Origin of the sequence: uncultured Azohydromonas sp. (assembly GCF_937926365.1) — a bacterium.
In the GTDB taxonomy this organism is placed as follows: domain Bacteria; phylum Pseudomonadota; class Gammaproteobacteria; order Burkholderiales; family Burkholderiaceae_C; genus Azohydromonas.
Map to the genome: position 1 here is coordinate 65,696 of NZ_CALAOH010000048.1, position 15,135 is coordinate 80,830.

Here is a 15,135-nt window from a genome sequence, read left to right on the forward strand (position 1 = left end):
GAGGCCATGCGAGGCTTGATCCAGAAACTCCTGCTGGCCGTGGCGCTGGCCGGTGCCGGCCTGCCGGCGCTGGCGCAGTCCGCGGCCGGCGCGGGCGCCTCGGCGCCGGCCGGCTTCGTCGCGCCGGCCGAGCCGCGCGCCGATGAAACCAACGCCGAGCGCGCCAGGAGCCAGCCCGGCAACAACGCGCCGATGTGGCGCGGCGTGCGCGAGAGCGGCGTCGTCGAGGGCTTCACCACGCTGCCCGGCGTGGAGAAGGGCGTGCTGATCCAGCGCTTCACGCAGTACCCGGGCTCGACGCTGACCAACGCCGGCGAGGCCTGGCGCCAGGTGCGCAACCGCTGGCTCATCCCCTACGGCGGCTCGCTGCTGCTGATCGTGGCGGTGGCCATCGGGCTGTTCTACTGGAAGCGCGGCCCCATGGGCCACGACGACCACGCGCCCCCGACCATCGAGCGCTTCACGCCGCTGGAGCGCGCCACGCACTGGGTCAACGCCGGCGCGTTCCTGCTGCTGGCCGTCTCGGGCATCGTGATGGCCTTCGGGAAGTTTTTCCTGCTGCCCGTGATGGGCACGGCGCTGTTCGGCTGGCTCAGCTACGCGCTCAAGACCGCGCACAACTTCGCCGGCCCGGCCTTCGCCGTGTCGATGGTGGTGATGCTGCTCATGTTCGCGCGCGACAACTGGCCCAGGGCCTGGGACTGGCAGTGGGCGCTCAAGGGCGGCGGGCTCTTCACCGGCCGGCACGTGCCCTCGCACCGTTTCAACGCCGGCGAGAAGACGCTGTTCTGGGTCGGCATGTTCTGGCTGGGCAGCATGGTGGTGGGCTCCGGGCTGGTGCTGGACAAGCTCATCCCGGACATGGACTACACGCGCGGCCAGATGCACTGGGCGCACATGCTGCACGCCGCCTCGACGATCCTGATCATGTGCCTGTTCATGGGCCACATCTACATGGGCTCGATCGGCGTGAAGGGCGCCTACCGCGCCATGCGCACCGGCTACGTCAGCGAGGACTGGGCGCGCGAGCACCACGAGCTGTGGTTCAACGACGTCAAGGCCGGGAAGATCCCCGCGCAGCGCTCGGCCGGCGCCACGCCGCCCGCGACCCCCATCGCCACGCCCCGCGCGTGATGCGTTCAGGAATCCAGACCATGAAGAAAGCATTCATTCCCGCCCTGGCGCTGAGCCTGGCCGCCGGGGCCGCATGGGCCAAGCTGCCGCCGCCGTCCGACGAGGCCAAGGCCAAGGCCGAGGAAGCCAGGGCCAAGGCGGCGTGGAGCGACAAGGTTGCCGCTTATCAACTGTGCAAGGCCAGCGACCGCGTGGCCGCGCGCACCCTGGACGAGCAGAAGAAAGCCGGCAAGCCGGCGGGTGAGGTGGTGGCGACACCGGCCTGCGCCGACCCGGGCCCCTTCGTGTACACGCCGGCCGAGGCCGCCGCTGCCGCACCCGCGGCCCCCGCGACGACGGCTGCTGCAGCGCCCGCCGCCCCGGCAGTGCCCCCCCAGAAGCCCTGAAAGCCGAGGGCCCGTAGCATGGCTGCCATGCAACCCGTCTCGAAGATGCCCTTGCTGCCGCGCCTGACCGACACCGGCGCGGCGCTCACGCGCGAGGTCGAGGTGCTGGACGAGTACGGCCAGCGCCGCGTGCTGCACATGCCCAACGAGCGGGCGCTGACCGTGTTCGTGGACAAGCGCGAACTGGTCACGCTCATGACGCTGGGCGCGGCGCCGGAGCTGCTGGTGCTGGGCTACCTGCGCAACCAGCGCCTGGTGGCCTCGGTGGAGGAGGTGGAATCGATCACGGTGGACTGGGAAGTCTCGGCCGCCGCCGTGAGGACGCGCGAGGGCGTGCGGGACTTCGAGCGCAAGACGGCCAAGCGCATCGTGACCACCGGCTGCGGCCAGGGCACGGTGTTCGGCGACGCGATGGCGAGCTTCGAGGAGCTGCGCCTGCCCTCGGCGGCGCAGGCGCGCATCCGCCAGTCCACGCTGGCGGCGCAGCTGGAGCGCATGCGCCAGATGCAGATGGAGAGCATCCACCGCAAGGCGGGCTCGGTGCACGGCTGCGCGCTGTTTCGTGGCAGCGAGCTGTTGTGGTTCGTGGAGGACGTGGGGCGCCACAACGCCATCGACGCCATCGCCGGCTGGATGTGGATGCATGGCGTGGACGGGGCTGACAAATGCTTCTACACGACCGGGCGGCTGACCAGCGAGATGGTGATGAAGGCGGCGCAGATGGGCGTGCCCATCGTGGTGAGCCGCAACGGCGTGACGCAGATGGGCCACGAGCTGGCCACGCGGCTGGGCATGACGCTCTTCGGGCGCGCGGCCAACCGCCATTTCCTGTGCTACTCGGGCTTCGAGCGCTTCGACGCCGAGCCCGAGCCCGCGCCGCCGGTGGCGCGGGTGGTGCGGTCGAGCTGAACCGCACCCGCAGGCCCAACGGGCCTGCCTGACATCACATCCAGCACTCGCCGGGGCATTCGGCCCGGCAAGGTCGCACGGAGCGCTGCTCCCGCGCCGTGCTTCGGCTTGCTGTTCCCGCGCACCCGCGTCGAACGCGGCTGCAGTCGCTTTGGCGGCTGCCGATCAAGTCCCGTCCCAATGGCGCACTTCTCGGGTGCATTCCTGGCCGTGATTTGCATCAGCCAGCCAAAGCGCTGGTAGCCTTGCTTACACCTCATGTATCCAAATGAGTTTGTCAAATTTCACACACGGCAGCGCGTTGCCAAGAGATATGCAGGGGGAAAAGACACCAGTACGGCTTTACGATGCAGCATTCCAGGGTGCTAATATTGATACTGAAGTATCCATTTAGTATCAGCACTGGCTTTTACTAACAATCCCCCCTGCATCCCTGCCTCTGAGGACTTTGCCCATGTTCATCTGCAAGAAAGCCCCGCTCGCTGCTGCCGCTGCCCTCGTTGTCGTTGGTCTCGCCGGATGTTTCGGTGGGGGCGGGGATGGCCCGGCCCATACGGAAGGTTGGATGGTCGATGGCTACGTCGAGGGTGGCACGGTCTTCTGCGACCTGGACAAGGATGGCGTGCTCGACTCCGGCGAGCCCTCCACCACGACCGACGCGAATGGCAAGTTCGCAGTCCATTACTGCGAAGCGCCCCTTGTGGGCTTCGGTGGCAAGAACACGGACACCGGCTTCGACTTCACCGGCGTGATGAAGGCCCCCGCGCAGAGCCAGTACCTCACGCCGCTGACCACGCTGATCGTCGAGGGCGTGAAGGAAGAAACCCTGGTGGCGCTGCTGGGCCTGCCCCCTGGCACGAAGCTGACCGCCACCGACCCGACCACGAACCTGGCGGTCTACACGGCCACGCTGGCCGTGCAGCAGTACATCGCCCAGCTGGCCGCGACGCTCGCCGGTGATGCTGACCCGCAGGCGTTCTACGCCAAGGTGGCCTTGTCGCTGGCCACCGTCTTGAAGAACGCGCCGGCGGGCACGACGCTGATTTCGGCATCGGGCCTGAACTCCACGCTGCTGGAGGAGGCGGCCAAGAGCGCCGCGGGCTCCGCCATCGACCTCGCCAACCTCAAGGCCGTGCTGGCCGACATCAAGGGCCAAGCTGACCAGTTTCTGCGCGCGGCCTCGCTGGATGCTCTGACGACGCTGTCCAAGGCGCTGCAGGACCCCGCCGTCAAGATCGATCCGGCTGCGGGCACGAAGTTCTTCGCCCTGCAGGATGACTCCATCCAGTTCGGTGCCGAATCCAAGACGCTGGCCGAGCTGGGTTCTGGTATCACGCTGAGCAACTTCGACAAGATCAGCCTGAAGGCCGTCGTCACCGGCGCGCCCACCGTGGGCACCAGCGCCGTGGGCCTGTCGCTGGTTGAGCAGGGCGGCCAGAACCGTGCCCTGCAGGTGGTGCTGGACAAGGTCAACTTCACGCTGAGCGCTGGCCAACTGGCCATGACGGTGGCTTCCGACGCCAACATCCACCTGCACGGCAAGAAGGCCAATGGCGGCACCGTCAGCTACACCGGCCCGCTGGGCACCATCCAGAAGCCGGTGACCGTCACCGACAACACCCTGACGCTGGATTACAGCGCCATGGTGAAGAAGGCGCTGGAGACGGCTACCGATGAGAACAAGCCGACGCTGGAGAGCTACCTGAACGTCACCGGCACCTTCCAGGTCACGGCCGCCATCTCCAACTTCAACCTGCGCAAGGCCGACGGCGGCGCGCTGGCGCAGACCGTGGTGAGCGTCCCCAACACCACCGGCAACGTCGCCGGCGCGGGCTTCACCGGCAAGGTCACGGTGCTCGCGAACTGATCGCCGTACCCGGTCTCTGACCCCCTAGCGCAAGAAGCGGCTTGGTCCCAAGCCGCTTCTTTTTTTGTTCCACGATGAAGTGCCCCCGTGCGGGTGCTCCAGGCCCGAACCGCTGCCGTCTGCATCATGTCGTTCCTCAAACGTCGCGTCGTCCTCAATGTGCGCCCACATCGCTGCCACGGTGTGCGGACCCTGGGTGCATTGGTCGCTTTCTCGGCGCTGTCCTGCGTGGCAGTGGCTGCGCCGCTGGATGCGCTGCTGAGCACGCAGCCTGCGCATGTGGGCGCGCCGGATTCATCGGTCGAACTGGAACTGGGCTACGACGTGGCGAACGACCGGGTGGACTTCCTGCACCTGCGTCCCGACGGCGCCTCCACCTCCTCGGGCGACTACTACGGCCGTACCCTGCGTGCAGCCTGGGACCTGACGCCGCGGCTGCGCCTGGAAGGCGGACTGGCCAAGCGCCGGCTGGTGTTCAAGAGTTTCGATGCGGACGTGACGACCTGGCAGGTGGCCGCGCAGTATCTGGTCCTGGGCGCCGATCCGAAGCCTTACGAGAGCCTGCGCCAGCCCCAGCTCGCGCTGCGCGCCAGCGCCTGGGGCGACAGCGCATCCGGGTTCGACCGTGAGCTCAACTACAAGGTCGGCGGCACGACCTTCCGCTCGCTGCATGCCGACAAGCCCGGGGATACGCAACTGCAATTCGATGTGATCGGCGGCTGGCCGGTGACCGCGAACCTGCACCTCAACGGCATCGCGGGCATCGGCTACAGCAGGGTCACGCTGGACAGCGTCTCGGGTCAGGCCGTCCGCAGCAATGGCGACCTGTGCGATGTGCTGCTCACACGGGCGGAGCTCCGCGCCGTCTGTGTCAAGAAAAACGGGGGCAGAACGACGCTGATCGAACCCAGCGGCGACAACGAGTTCGGCGTGGACATCAACAAGGAAGCGCGCTACCACGCGCTGACCTACCAGGCCGGCATCAATGCCACGTGGCGCAGCGGGGACTGGCTGTTCCGCGGCGGCCTGCTGCACATGACGCACCGGCGCAGCGACGTGGAGGACGCCGTCAAGACCCGCGGCGGCTCGCCCGTGCGCAGCAACCAGGTGCTCGTGCTGGAGGCCGGCTACAAGCCCACGGCCAAGTCGCTGGTGTTCCTGCGCGGCCAGATGATGACGCACCAGTTCGCGGGCGAGTTGCCCATGACCTACAACAGCGTTAGCGCCGAGCAGTTCGACAAGCGCTACGGCTTCCTGACCCTGGGCCTGGCCCTCGCGTTCTGAGCCTCGGCGCCCACCGCGGCCCGTGGTGCCGCGCCCGTGCCTGACCCGCAAAAAAGCCCGGCAGTGCCGGGCTTTTTCATGCGCGGGTGGCGCGGAACGAGGCTCAGGCCAGCCGCGCCTTGTGGCGCTCGATCTGCGCGCGCACCTGCACCGGCGCCGTGCCGCCGAGCACCTGGCGCGCCTGCAGCGAGCCGCGCAGCGTCAGCACCTCGTACACGTCCTCGCCGATGGCGGCATGGAACTGCTGCAGAACGTCCAGCGGCAGCTCCGACAGGTCCACGCCGCGCTGCAGGCCGACCTTCACCGCGTGCGCCACCACCTCGTGCGCGTCGCGGAAGGGCAGGCCCTTCTTGACCAGGTAGTCCGCCAGGTCGGTGGCGGTGGCGTAGCCGCGGCGCGCGGCGCTCTCCATCGCCTCGGGCTTCACCAGGATGCCCTCGACCATCTCGGCCATGATGCGCAGCGTGTCGCGCAGCGTGTCCACGGCGTCGAACAGGGGTTCCTTGTCCTCCTGGTTGTCCTTGTTGTAGGTGAGCGGCTGGCCCTTCATCAGCGTCAGCAGCGCGGTCAGATGACCGTACACCCGCCCGGTCTTGCCGCGCGCGAGTTCCGCCACGTCGGGGTTGCGCTTCTGCGGCATGATCGACGAGCCCGTGCAGTAGCGGTCGGCCAGGTCGATGAAGGCGAAGTTCTGGCTCATCCACAGCACGATTTCCTCGGCCAGGCGCGAGACGTGCATCATCGTGATGGAGGCGAAGGCCGTGAACTCGATGGCGAAGTCGCGGTCGCTCACGGCGTCCAGGCTGTTCTGCGTCACGGCGTCGAAACCCAGCAGCCGCGCCACCATCTCGCGATCCAGCGGGTAGCTCGTGCCGGCCAGCGCCGCCGAGCCCAGCGGCAGCCGGTTGACCCGCTTGCGCAGGTCCGCCAGGCGCTCGGCGTCGCGGGCGAACATCTCCACGTAGGCCAGCATGTGGTGCGCGAAGCTCACTGGCTGCGCGACCTGCATGTGCGTGAAGCCCGGCAGGATGGTGTCCACGTTCTTCTCGGCCACGCTCACCAGCGCGCGCTGCATGCCCGAGAGCAGCGGCTGGAGCTGGTCGATCTCGCCGCGCAGCCACAGCCGCACGTCGGTGGCGACCTGGTCGTTGCGGCTGCGACCGGTGTGCAGCCGCTTGCCGGCGTCGCCCACGAGCTGCGTCAGCCGCGCCTCGACGTTGAGGTGCACGTCCTCCAGGTCCAGCTTCCACTCGAAGCTGCCGGCCTCGATCTCGGCGCGGATCTGCGCCATGCCGCGGCGGATGTCGGCCAGGTCCTGCTCGGAGATGATGCCCACGGCCTGCAGCATGGCCGCGTGCGCGAGGCTGCCCTCGATGTCGGCCTGCCACAGCCGCTTGTCGAAGTCCACGCTGGCCGTGTAGCGCTTGACCAGCTCGCTCATCGGCTCGGAAAAGAGGGCGGACCAGGCTTGCGCCTTCTTGTCGAGTTGGTTCGAGGACATAAGACCTTCAGGAAGCGTGAGGCAAACCCGCAATTTTAGTCGGCGGGTTCGCCCGGTCCGGCTGGAAGCTCGGGCAGCTCAGCCGGTATTGCGCAAGCCCGCCGCCACCCCGTTGATCGAGATGTGGATGCCGCGCTTGAGCCGCTCGTCGTTGTGCGCGGTCTCGCGCCGCCAGCGCCGCATCAGCTCCACCTGCAGGTGGTTGAGCGGGTCCAGGTACGGGAAGCGGTGCTCGATGGAGCGCGCCAGCGCCGGGTTGCTGGACAGGCGCTGCCCCTGGCCGGTGATGAGGTTCAGCGCCTCGCAGGTGCGCTGCCACTCGGCCTCGATGGCGGCGAAGATCTTCTTGCCCACGCGCTTGTCCTCCACCAGGTCCACGTAGCGCCGCGCGATGCCCAGGTCCGTCTTGGCCAGCACCATGTCCAGGTTGGACAGCAGCGTGCGGAAGAAGGGCCACTGCTTGTGCATGCGCCGCAGCAGCGCCAGCCGCTTGGCCCGCTCGGCCTCGTCCGTGCCGAGGAAGGCTTCCACCGCCGAGCCGAAGCCCGCCCAGCCCGGCAGCGCCACGCGGCACTGGCCCCAGCTGAAGCCCCAGGGGATGGCCCGCAAATCCTCGATGGCGCGCGTGGCCTTGCGCGACGCGGGGCGCGAGCCGATGTTGAGCTCGGCGATCTCGCGGATCGGCGTGGCGGCGAAGAAGTAATCGACGAAGCCCGGGGTTTCATAGACCAAATGCCGATACGCCTCGAAGCTGGCCAGGCTGAGCTCGTCGGCGGCCTGCAGGAAGGCCTTGCTGGCCCCTTTGGTCGGGTGCAGCAGCGTGGCCTCCAGCGTGGCGGCCACCAGCGTCTCCAGGTTGCGGCGGCCGATCTCGGGGTTGGCGTACTTGGAGGCGATGACCTCGCCCTGCTCGGTCAGGCGGATCTGCCCGTTCACCGTGCCCGGGGGTTGCGCCAGGATGGCCTGGTAGCTGGGGCCGCCGCCGCGGCCCACCGTGCCGCCGCGGCCGTGGAACAGGCGCAGCGTCAGGCCGTGCTGCTGGCGCAGCGGCCCGAACAGCTCCACCAGTGCGGTTTCGGCCTGGTAGAGCTCCCAGTTGCTGGTGAAGAAGCCGCCATCCTTGTTGGAGTCGCTGTAGCCCAGCATCACGTCCTGCTCGGCGCCGGAGCGCTTGACCATCTCCAGCACGCCCGGCAACGCCAGGTACTCGCCCATGATGGGCGCGGCGCGGCGCAGGTCGCCGATGGTCTCGAACAGCGGGCTGACGATGAGCTCGGCCGCCGCGTCCTCGGCCAGCAGCCCGCGCAGCAGGCCCGTTTCCTTCTGCAGCAGCAGCACTTCGAGCAGGTCGCTGACCTCCTCGGTGTGGCTGATGATGTAGTGGCGCAGCGCCGCGGGGCCGAAGGTCCGGCGCATCCGGCGCGCGGTCTCGAACACTGCCAGCTCGCTCTGCGTCCAGGGCGTGTACTCGTGTCCCATGACGCGCAGCGGGCGCGCGTCATTGAGCAGCTTCAGCAGCAGCTCGCGCTTGGCGGCCTCGTCCAGGCTGGCGTAGGCGGGCTCCAGCCGCGCGACCTTGAGCAACTCGGCGATGACGGCCTCGTGCTGGTCGGAGCTCTGGCGCAGGTCCACGGTGGCGAGATGGAAACCGAAGACCTGCACCGCGCGCATCAGCGGCGCCAGGCGCGGGGCGATCAGCGCCTCGGCGTGGTGGGTCTTGAGCGAGGCCTCGATCACGCGCAGGTCGGCCAGGAATTCATCGGCGCTGAGGTAGGGGTTCTGCGGCGCCACGGCATGGCGCAGCGCCTCGGTGCCGGTGAGTTCAAACAGCGTCGCGGCCAGCCGCGCGTACATGCCGGTGAGGGCGCGGCGGTAGGGCTCGTCCTCGCGGTGCGGGTTGTGGTCGGGCGAACGCTCGGCCAGGGCCTGCATCTCGGCCGACACGGGCGCGAGCATCTGCGAGATGGACAGTTCGGCGCCGAGCTCGTGCACCTCCACCAGGTAGTGGCGCAGGGCAACCTCCGATTGGCGCGCCAGGGCCAGCTTGAGCGTCTCGGCCGTGACGTTGGGGTTGCCGTCGCGGTCGCCGCCGATCCAGTTGCCCATGCGCAGGAAGTTGCCGACCTGGTAGCCGGGCAGCATGTCCTCGATCTCGCGGTACAGGCGCGGGATCTGGCGCAGGAAGGTGGTGCGGTAGTAGGACAGGGCGTTGTCGATCTCGTCGGCCACCGTGAGCTTGGTGTAGCGCAGCATGCGCGTCTGCCACAGCTGCGTGATGCGCCCGCGCAGCAGCGCCTCGTTCTCGGCCAGCTCGCGCGACGTGCTCAGGTGGTCGCGCTGCGCCACCAGCTCGGCGATGGCGCGCTCGGCGTCGAGGATGCTCTTGCGCTGCACCTCGGTGGGGTGCGCGGTGAGCACCGGCGAGACGTAGGCCTGCTGCAGCGTGCGGGCGATGTCGCCGGCGCGCACGTCGGCAGCGGTGAGCTTGTCGAAGCTCGCGGCCAGCGAGCCCTCGTGCGGCGGATGGCCTTGCTGCGTCGCGGCCTGGCGCTCGTGGAACTCGCGCCGGCGCACGTGGTGGCGATCCTCGGCGATGTTGGCCAGGTGGCTGAAGTAGCTGAAGGCGCGGATGACGCTCACCGTCTGGTCCGACGACAGGTTCTTGAGCAGCTTGTCCAGGCTCTTGCCGGCACTGGTGTCGTTCTTGAGCCGGTAGGCGACCGAGAGCTGGCGCACGCGCTCGACGAGCTCGTAGGCGGCCGATCCCTCGTGTTCGCGAATCACCTCGCCCAACAACCGGCCCAGCAGTCGAATGTCTTCGACCAGCGGGCGGTTCTTCTCAGCGGCGTCGTCAGCGGGAGCAGGGCGGCGGGGCATGGGGTGGGGCTCGCAAGAAACAAAAGCGCAGATGCTAAAGGGTCGCGGTGCCGTGTCCTTTTCACGCCAGTGGCGGCTATGGCCGGGGAGGCCGTAGCGGGCGCCGATAATCCGGCCTCATGAGCAATTCACTGATCATCGCCACGCGCGAAAGCCGCCTCGCCCTGTGGCAAGCCGAGCACATGCGCGCGCTGCTGCAGCAGCGCCTGGGCGCCAGCGTGACGCTGCTGGGCATGACCACCCGGGGCGACCAGATCCTGGACCGCACGCTGTCCAAGGTCGGCGGCAAGGGGCTGTTCGTCAAGGAGCTGGAGACGGCGCTCGAAGAGGGCCGCGCGCACCTGGCGGTGCACTCGCTCAAGGACGTGCCGATGGTGCTGCCCGAGGGTTTTGCTTTGGCAGCCATCCTGGAGCGCGAGGACCCGCGCGATGCCTTCGTCTCCAACCAGTTCGAGAACCTGGATGCGTTGCCGCAGGGCGCGCGCGTGGGCACCTCCAGCCTGCGCCGCGTGGTGCAGTTGCGCGCGCTGCGTCCGGACCTGCGCATCGAGCCGCTGCGTGGCAACCTCGACACGCGGCTGCGCAAGCTCGACGAGGGGCAGTTCGACGCCATCGTGCTGGCCGCCGCTGGCTTGAAGCGCCTGGAGCTGGCGCATCGCATCCGCTCGGTGTTCGACGAGAAGCAGATGGTGCCTGCGGCCGGGCAAGGCGCGCTGGGCATCGAGGTGCGCAGCGACAACGTGGCGCTGATCCAGCAGCTTTCCACCTTCATCGACCGGCCGACCTGGCTGGCCACCATCGCCGAGCGCGCCGTCTCGCGCGCGCTGGGCGGCAGCTGCAGCATGCCGCTGGCCGCGCACGCGACCCTGGCCGGTGACCAGATGCACATCGACGTGCTGCTGGGCGAGGACCGTCCCGAAGGCGCCCGCGCACCGCTGCGCGCGCAACTGCAGGCGGTGGTGGGCGACGAAGGCCAGGCCGAGGCGCTGGGCATGCAGGCCGCGCAGGCGCTGCAGCAGCAGGGCGCGGCCGACTACCTCGGCGCTGCGCACTGAACGCCGTGGCGTCTTCCTTGCGCGTGCTCGTCACGCGCCCGCAGCCGCAGGCCGACGAATGGGTGGCGCGGCTGCGCGGCGCGGGCTTCGATGCGCTGGCACTGCCGCTGCTGCACATCGATGCGGCCGCAATGGAGCCGCTGCGCGCGGTCTGGCAGGCGCTGGCGGATGTGGCGGTCGATGCGCTGGTCTTCGTCAGCCCCAACGCCGTGAGCCACTTCTTCGCCGCGCGGCCGCCGGGGCAGGCCTGGCCGGCACCGGTGTGGGCGGCCGCACCGGGGCCCGGCACGGCGCAGGCACTGATCGATGCCGGCGTGCCGGCGGCAAGCGTGCTGCAGCCCGCGATGGATGCCGAGCGCTTCGACTCCGAGTCGCTGTGGGCGCAGATGCAGGCGCTGCCCTGGTCAGGCCGGCGCGTGGGCGTGGTGCGTGGTGAGGGCGGGCGCGACTGGCTGGCGCAGCGGCTGCAGGAGGCCGGCGCCCGGGTGGAATTCATCCAGGCCTATGGCCGCGGCGCACCGCGGCTGGATGCCGCGCAGCAGGCCCTGCTGCGGCAGGCGCTGGCCGATCCTGACGACTTCATCTGGCTGCTCAGCAGCTCGGAGGCCATCGGCCACCTGCCGGCGCTGGCGCCGCCGGGCGCGGACTGGTCCCGCTCGCGGGCACTGGCCTCGCACCCGCGCATCGCGCAGGCCGCGCGCGCGCTGGGTTTCGTGCAGGTCGCTGCCGTGTCGCCCGCCTTCGACGCCGTCTGTGCCGCATTGCGGGACGCGCAAACCCGCTCCCTACAATCCCCGCGACCGTGAATTCATCCGCTTCTCCCGCTGATGCGCCGCCGACGCCGGCGCCCACGACTTCTCCCCACCGCCGTGGCGCTTGGCGCAACTGGGTTCTGATCGGCGCTTGCGCCGTGGCCTTGGGAGCCCTGGGCCTGGGCTGGAACACCCAGCAGCGGCTGCGCGTGCTGGAGAAGGAGCTGGTCAAGCGCCAGCAGGACAGTCAGGGCGAGGCCGCGCAGGCGCTGCTGCTGGCCAAGCAGGCGCAGGATGCCTCGCGCGAGGCCGGCGCGCGCGTGGCGCTGCTGGATGCGCGCGTATCCGAGGCGGCGCTGCAGCGCACGCAGATCGAGGAGCTGATCCAGTCACTGGCGCGCTCGCGCGACGAGAACGTGGTGGCCGACGTGGACGCCGGGCTGCGCGTGGCGCTGCAGCAAAGCGCCATCACCGGCAGCACCGAGCCGCTGCTGCAGGCACTGCAGCAGGCCGACGAGCGGCTGGCGCGCTACAACCAGCCGCGCCTGGAGCGCGTGCGCCGCGCGCTGGCGCGCGACCTGGGCCGCGTCAAGGCCGTGGGCGTGAGCGATCTCTCCAACCTCACGCTGCGGCTCGACGAGTTGGTGCGCCTGGTGGACGAGCTGCCGCTGCTGGCGGCTACCGAATCGCGCCGCACGGTGCCGAGGCCGGCGGCGCGCGGCGCTTCGGCGGCCGAGGCCGGCACTTCCGGCGCGTCCTGGAACGACCAGCTCGACGCCTGGTGGCAGGCCTGGCCGGTGCGGCTGTGGGAAGAGGTGCGCTCGCTGGTGCGCGTGGCGCAGGTGCAACAGCCCGAGGCGCTGCTGCTGGCGCCGGAGCAGATGTACTTCCTGCGCGAGAACCTCAAACTGCGGCTGCTCAACGCGCGGTTGGCGCTGCTGTCGCGCCAGTACGCCACGGCGCAGTCGGATCTGCGCGACGCGCAGGCGGCGCTGGATCGCTACTTCGACTCGGGCTCGCGCCGCGTGCAGGTGGCCGCGGAGCTGCTCAAGCAGGTGACGGGGCAGGCGCGGCAAGTATCGCTGCCGCGGCCGGACGAGACGCTGGCGGCGCTGGCCGCGGCGGCGGCGGGTCGCTGATGCGCGCGGTCGTCTGGCTGGTGCTGCTCTTCGTGGCAGCCGTGGTGGCGGCCACCACGTTGGGTGCCAATGATGGGATTGCCTCGTTCTACTGGCGCGGCTGGCGCGTGGACCTGTCGATCAACCTGTTCCTGCTGGGGCTGCTGGCCGGCGTGGCGGTGTTGGTGTCAGCGTTGCAGGCACTGCGCGCGCTGGTGGGGCTGCCGCAGCGCGCGCGAGAGTGGCGCGCCCTGCGCCGCGAGCGGGCCGTGCAGGCCGCGCTGCGCCAGGCGCTGGCCGAGTTCCTGGCGGCGCGCTACACCCGTGCGCAGAAGGCGGCGCAGCGTGCGCTTGCGCTGCGCGACGCTACGCCCGAAGGCGGCGAGCAGGAACTGGCGCAGCTGTCGCACCTGCTGGCCGCCGCCAGCGCGCACCGGTTGCAGAACCGCACCGAGCGCGACGAGCAGTTGCGCCAGGCGCTGGCCACGCGCCGCGTTGCCGTGGCGCGCCCGGGTGACGATGCCGCGCTGCTGCTGGCCGCGGAATGGGCGCTGGACGACCGTGACGCGGCGCAGGCGCTGGTGCTGCTGTCGGAGCTGCCGCCCGGCACGGCCCGGCGCACGCAGGCACTGCGGCTGCGGCTGCAGGCCCAGCGTTTGGCGCAGCAGCCGCTGCAGGCGCTGCCCACGGCCCGGCTGCTGTCCAAGCACCAAGGCTTCTCCAAGCTGGCGGCGCAGGGGCTGCTGCGCTCGCTGGCCTTTCAGGCGCTGGACCAGGCACACGACCAGGACCAGCTGGAGCAGGTCTGGCAGAGCTTCGATCCGGCGGACCGGCGCGATGCCTTTGTGGCCGCGCGCGCGGCGCAGCGGGCCGCGGCGCTGGGCTCGCATGGCGACGCGCGCGCCTGGCTGCGTCCGCTGTGGGAGCGTCTCGACGAGCTCGGTGCGGACGAACGTGAGCAGATCGCGCTGGCGTTGCTGCACGCGCTGCCCGGCATGGGTGCCGACTGGCTGCCGCGGCTGGAATCGGCGTTGCAGTCTTATGCACAGGAGCCGGCAGTGGTGGTGGCGGCCGGTGCGGCCTTTGCCGAGCGCCAGCTCTGGGGCAAGGCGCGGCGACCGCTGGAGCAGTCGGCACGCGATGTGCGGCTGGACACGGCGGCGCGGCGTCGCGCCTGGCGCACGCTGGCGCAGCTCGCGCGCGAGGAGGGTGACGAGCCGCGCGCTCATGAATGCACTGAATTCGCGGCAGCACTTGATTGATGTGTGAAACTTAGTATAGAATTCAAGGCTTCGCGGCTGTAGCTCAGTTGGATAGAGTACTTGGCTACGAACCAAGGGGTCGTGGGTTCGAATCCTGCCAGCCGCGCCAATGTTTCGAAAAGCCAGCACTGGGTGCTGGTTCGTTGAACAAGTCAAGACCAGTACGCAAGTGCTGGTCGGTAAAGAAGAAAAAGCTCTCGCGTGAAAGCGCAAGGAGCTTGCAACAACAAGAAGCCCGTTGCCTGCTCAACAACAAGAGCGACGGGACGCAGCTGGGAACCGGTGCTGCGCCGGTTCTCGGTTTTGATTGACGCCCTGCCAGGTGTCACGGTTTTGGCAGTCGCCAGCGACTGAGAAAACTGACCAAAATGATCGGCTTTGAGTGGTAAAGACTTCAAAAAGCAGGTTATACTGGCGGGCTCGCAGCGGCTGTAGCTCAGTTGGATAGAGTACTTGGCTACGAACCAAGGGGTCGTGGGTTCGAATCCTGCCAGCCGCGCCAAACTAGCAAGGGCCAGCACGAAAGTGCTGGCCCTTTTGCTTTGTCTCCCACTTTTCCGGGTCTGCGTTCGGGTACGCGGCCCTTGAACTTCACGGGCACTTACCTTGCTGCCAGGGCATGACGCTCAACCGCAGGAGATTCCCATGAAAGGTGTCCACGACGAGGCTTCCTTCGCCGCCATCGACGGTATCTACCGCCAGCTCAAGAAGGGCTTGGGACGCGAGCTGGTCGATGACGGCAACGTGTTCGCGCTCATCGAGATGGCCAATCGCGATGGCGAGCAGGTGCTGGAGCAGGAACTGCGCGAATGGCAGTCGTTGTGCGGTAGCGGCATACCCAGCGGACCGACAAGGTCGGCACCGACGCCGGGCTTCAACAAGCTCAACGCCAAGCACTGACGAACGAGGGCGCACCCGTGCCACCGGCGCCGGGCGTCGGAGCGGTGTTCCCGTGCTGAAGAAGGCGCACTGCGGCGCACGCACAATCGC

12 protein-coding genes and 2 tRNA genes are annotated in these 15,135 nt (G+C 69.1%); 12 read left to right on the plus strand and 2 right to left on the minus strand.

Going from position 1 to position 15,135, the window contains the following annotated elements; translation table 11 throughout:
- The first annotated feature begins 6 nt into the window (after window positions 1-6).
- The 5 genes from Q0741_RS04605 (at window position 7) to Q0741_RS04625 (ending at window position 5,580) form a co-directional block, all read left to right on the plus strand.
- Window positions 7-1,134 (plus strand): formate dehydrogenase subunit gamma, encoded by a 1,128-nt coding sequence (locus tag Q0741_RS04605; protein ID WP_298232015.1) that lies wholly within the window; start codon window positions 7-9, stop codon window positions 1,132-1,134.
- A 20-nt stretch (window positions 1,135-1,154) separates the two neighbouring features.
- The gene (locus tag Q0741_RS04610; RefSeq protein WP_298232016.1) at window positions 1,155-1,520 is read left to right on the plus strand and encodes a hypothetical protein; all 366 of its coding nucleotides are present in this window, start codon (window positions 1,155-1,157) and stop codon (window positions 1,518-1,520) included.
- 45 nt (window positions 1,521-1,565) lie between these two features.
- On the plus strand, window positions 1,566-2,429 hold the full coding sequence (locus Q0741_RS04615; RefSeq protein WP_298232065.1) for a formate dehydrogenase accessory sulfurtransferase FdhD: 864 nt from the start codon (window positions 1,566-1,568) through the stop codon (window positions 2,427-2,429).
- A 565-nt stretch (window positions 2,430-2,994) separates the two neighbouring features.
- Window positions 2,995-4,296: a hypothetical protein gene (locus Q0741_RS04620; RefSeq protein WP_298232017.1), complete on the plus strand. Its 1,302-nt coding sequence runs from the start codon at window positions 2,995-2,997 to the stop codon at window positions 4,294-4,296.
- 228 nt (window positions 4,297-4,524) lie between these two features.
- The gene (locus Q0741_RS04625) at window positions 4,525-5,580 is read left to right on the plus strand and encodes a hypothetical protein (protein ID WP_298232018.1); all 1,056 of its coding nucleotides are present in this window, start codon (window positions 4,525-4,527) and stop codon (window positions 5,578-5,580) included.
- Window positions 5,581-5,683: 103 nt separating this feature from the next.
- Here Q0741_RS04625 and argH read toward each other — a convergent pair whose 3' ends face one another.
- Entirely contained in the window at window positions 5,684-7,081 is a 1,398-nt protein-coding gene (argH, locus tag Q0741_RS04630) for an argininosuccinate lyase (protein ID WP_298232019.1), read from the minus strand.
- A 78-nt stretch (window positions 7,082-7,159) separates the two neighbouring features.
- The gene (gene ppc, locus Q0741_RS04635; protein WP_298232020.1) at window positions 7,160-9,958 is read right to left on the minus strand and encodes a phosphoenolpyruvate carboxylase; all 2,799 of its coding nucleotides are present in this window, start codon (window positions 9,956-9,958) and stop codon (window positions 7,160-7,162) included.
- Between the two features lie 119 nt (window positions 9,959-10,077).
- Between ppc and hemC the strand changes: the two genes are divergently transcribed.
- From hemC to Q0741_RS04670, 7 genes are all read left to right on the plus strand, one after another.
- Window positions 10,078-11,013, plus strand: a complete 936-nt coding sequence (hemC, locus tag Q0741_RS04640; RefSeq protein WP_298232021.1) for a hydroxymethylbilane synthase — start codon at window positions 10,078-10,080, stop codon at window positions 11,011-11,013.
- A 5-nt stretch (window positions 11,014-11,018) separates the two neighbouring features.
- On the plus strand, window positions 11,019-11,819 hold the full coding sequence (locus tag Q0741_RS04645) for a uroporphyrinogen-III synthase (RefSeq protein WP_298232022.1): 801 nt from the start codon (window positions 11,019-11,021) through the stop codon (window positions 11,817-11,819).
- A 104-nt stretch (window positions 11,820-11,923) separates the two neighbouring features.
- Window positions 11,924-12,904 (plus strand): uroporphyrinogen-III C-methyltransferase, encoded by a 981-nt coding sequence (locus Q0741_RS04650; protein WP_298232023.1) that lies wholly within the window; start codon window positions 11,924-11,926, stop codon window positions 12,902-12,904.
- Window positions 12,904-14,145 (plus strand): heme biosynthesis HemY N-terminal domain-containing protein, encoded by a 1,242-nt coding sequence (locus Q0741_RS04655; RefSeq protein WP_298232024.1) that lies wholly within the window; start codon window positions 12,904-12,906, stop codon window positions 14,143-14,145. The genes Q0741_RS04650 and Q0741_RS04655 overlap by 1 nt, the downstream gene beginning before the upstream one ends.
- A gap of 32 nt (window positions 14,146-14,177) precedes the next feature.
- A tRNA-Arg gene (locus tag Q0741_RS04660) sits at window positions 14,178-14,254 on the plus strand.
- A gap of 316 nt (window positions 14,255-14,570) precedes the next feature.
- Window positions 14,571-14,647: transfer RNA gene (locus Q0741_RS04665), tRNA-Arg, on the plus strand.
- Between the two features lie 143 nt (window positions 14,648-14,790).
- Window positions 14,791-15,045 (plus strand): hypothetical protein, encoded by a 255-nt coding sequence (locus tag Q0741_RS04670; protein WP_298232025.1) that lies wholly within the window; start codon window positions 14,791-14,793, stop codon window positions 15,043-15,045.
- Window positions 15,046-15,135 lie beyond the last annotated feature (90 nt).

Bases quoted from the DNA above. Each gene is read 5' to 3' on its own strand.
- Q0741_RS04605 (WP_298232015.1), top strand. From the start codon at position 7: ATGCGAGGCTTGATCCAGAAACTCCTGCTGGCCGTGGCGCTGGCCGGT.
- Q0741_RS04610 (WP_298232016.1), top strand. From the start codon at position 1,155: ATGAAGAAAGCATTCATTCCCGCCCTGGCGCTGAGCCTGGCCGCCGGG.
- Q0741_RS04615 (WP_298232065.1), top strand. From the start codon at position 1,566: ATGCCCTTGCTGCCGCGCCTGACCGACACCGGCGCGGCGCTCACGCGC.
- Q0741_RS04620 (WP_298232017.1), top strand. From the start codon at position 2,995: ATGGTCGATGGCTACGTCGAGGGTGGCACGGTCTTCTGCGACCTGGAC.
- argH (WP_298232019.1), bottom strand. From the start codon at position 7,081: ATGTCCTCGAACCAACTCGACAAGAAGGCGCAAGCCTGGTCCGCCCTC.
- ppc (WP_298232020.1), bottom strand. From the start codon at position 9,958: ATGCCCCGCCGCCCTGCTCCCGCTGACGACGCCGCTGAGAAGAACCGC.
- hemC (WP_298232021.1), top strand. From the start codon at position 10,078: ATGAGCAATTCACTGATCATCGCCACGCGCGAAAGCCGCCTCGCCCTG.
- Q0741_RS04655 (WP_298232024.1), top strand. From the start codon at position 12,904: ATGCGCGCGGTCGTCTGGCTGGTGCTGCTCTTCGTGGCAGCCGTGGTG.
- Q0741_RS04670 (WP_298232025.1), top strand. From the start codon at position 14,791: ATGAAAGGTGTCCACGACGAGGCTTCCTTCGCCGCCATCGACGGTATC.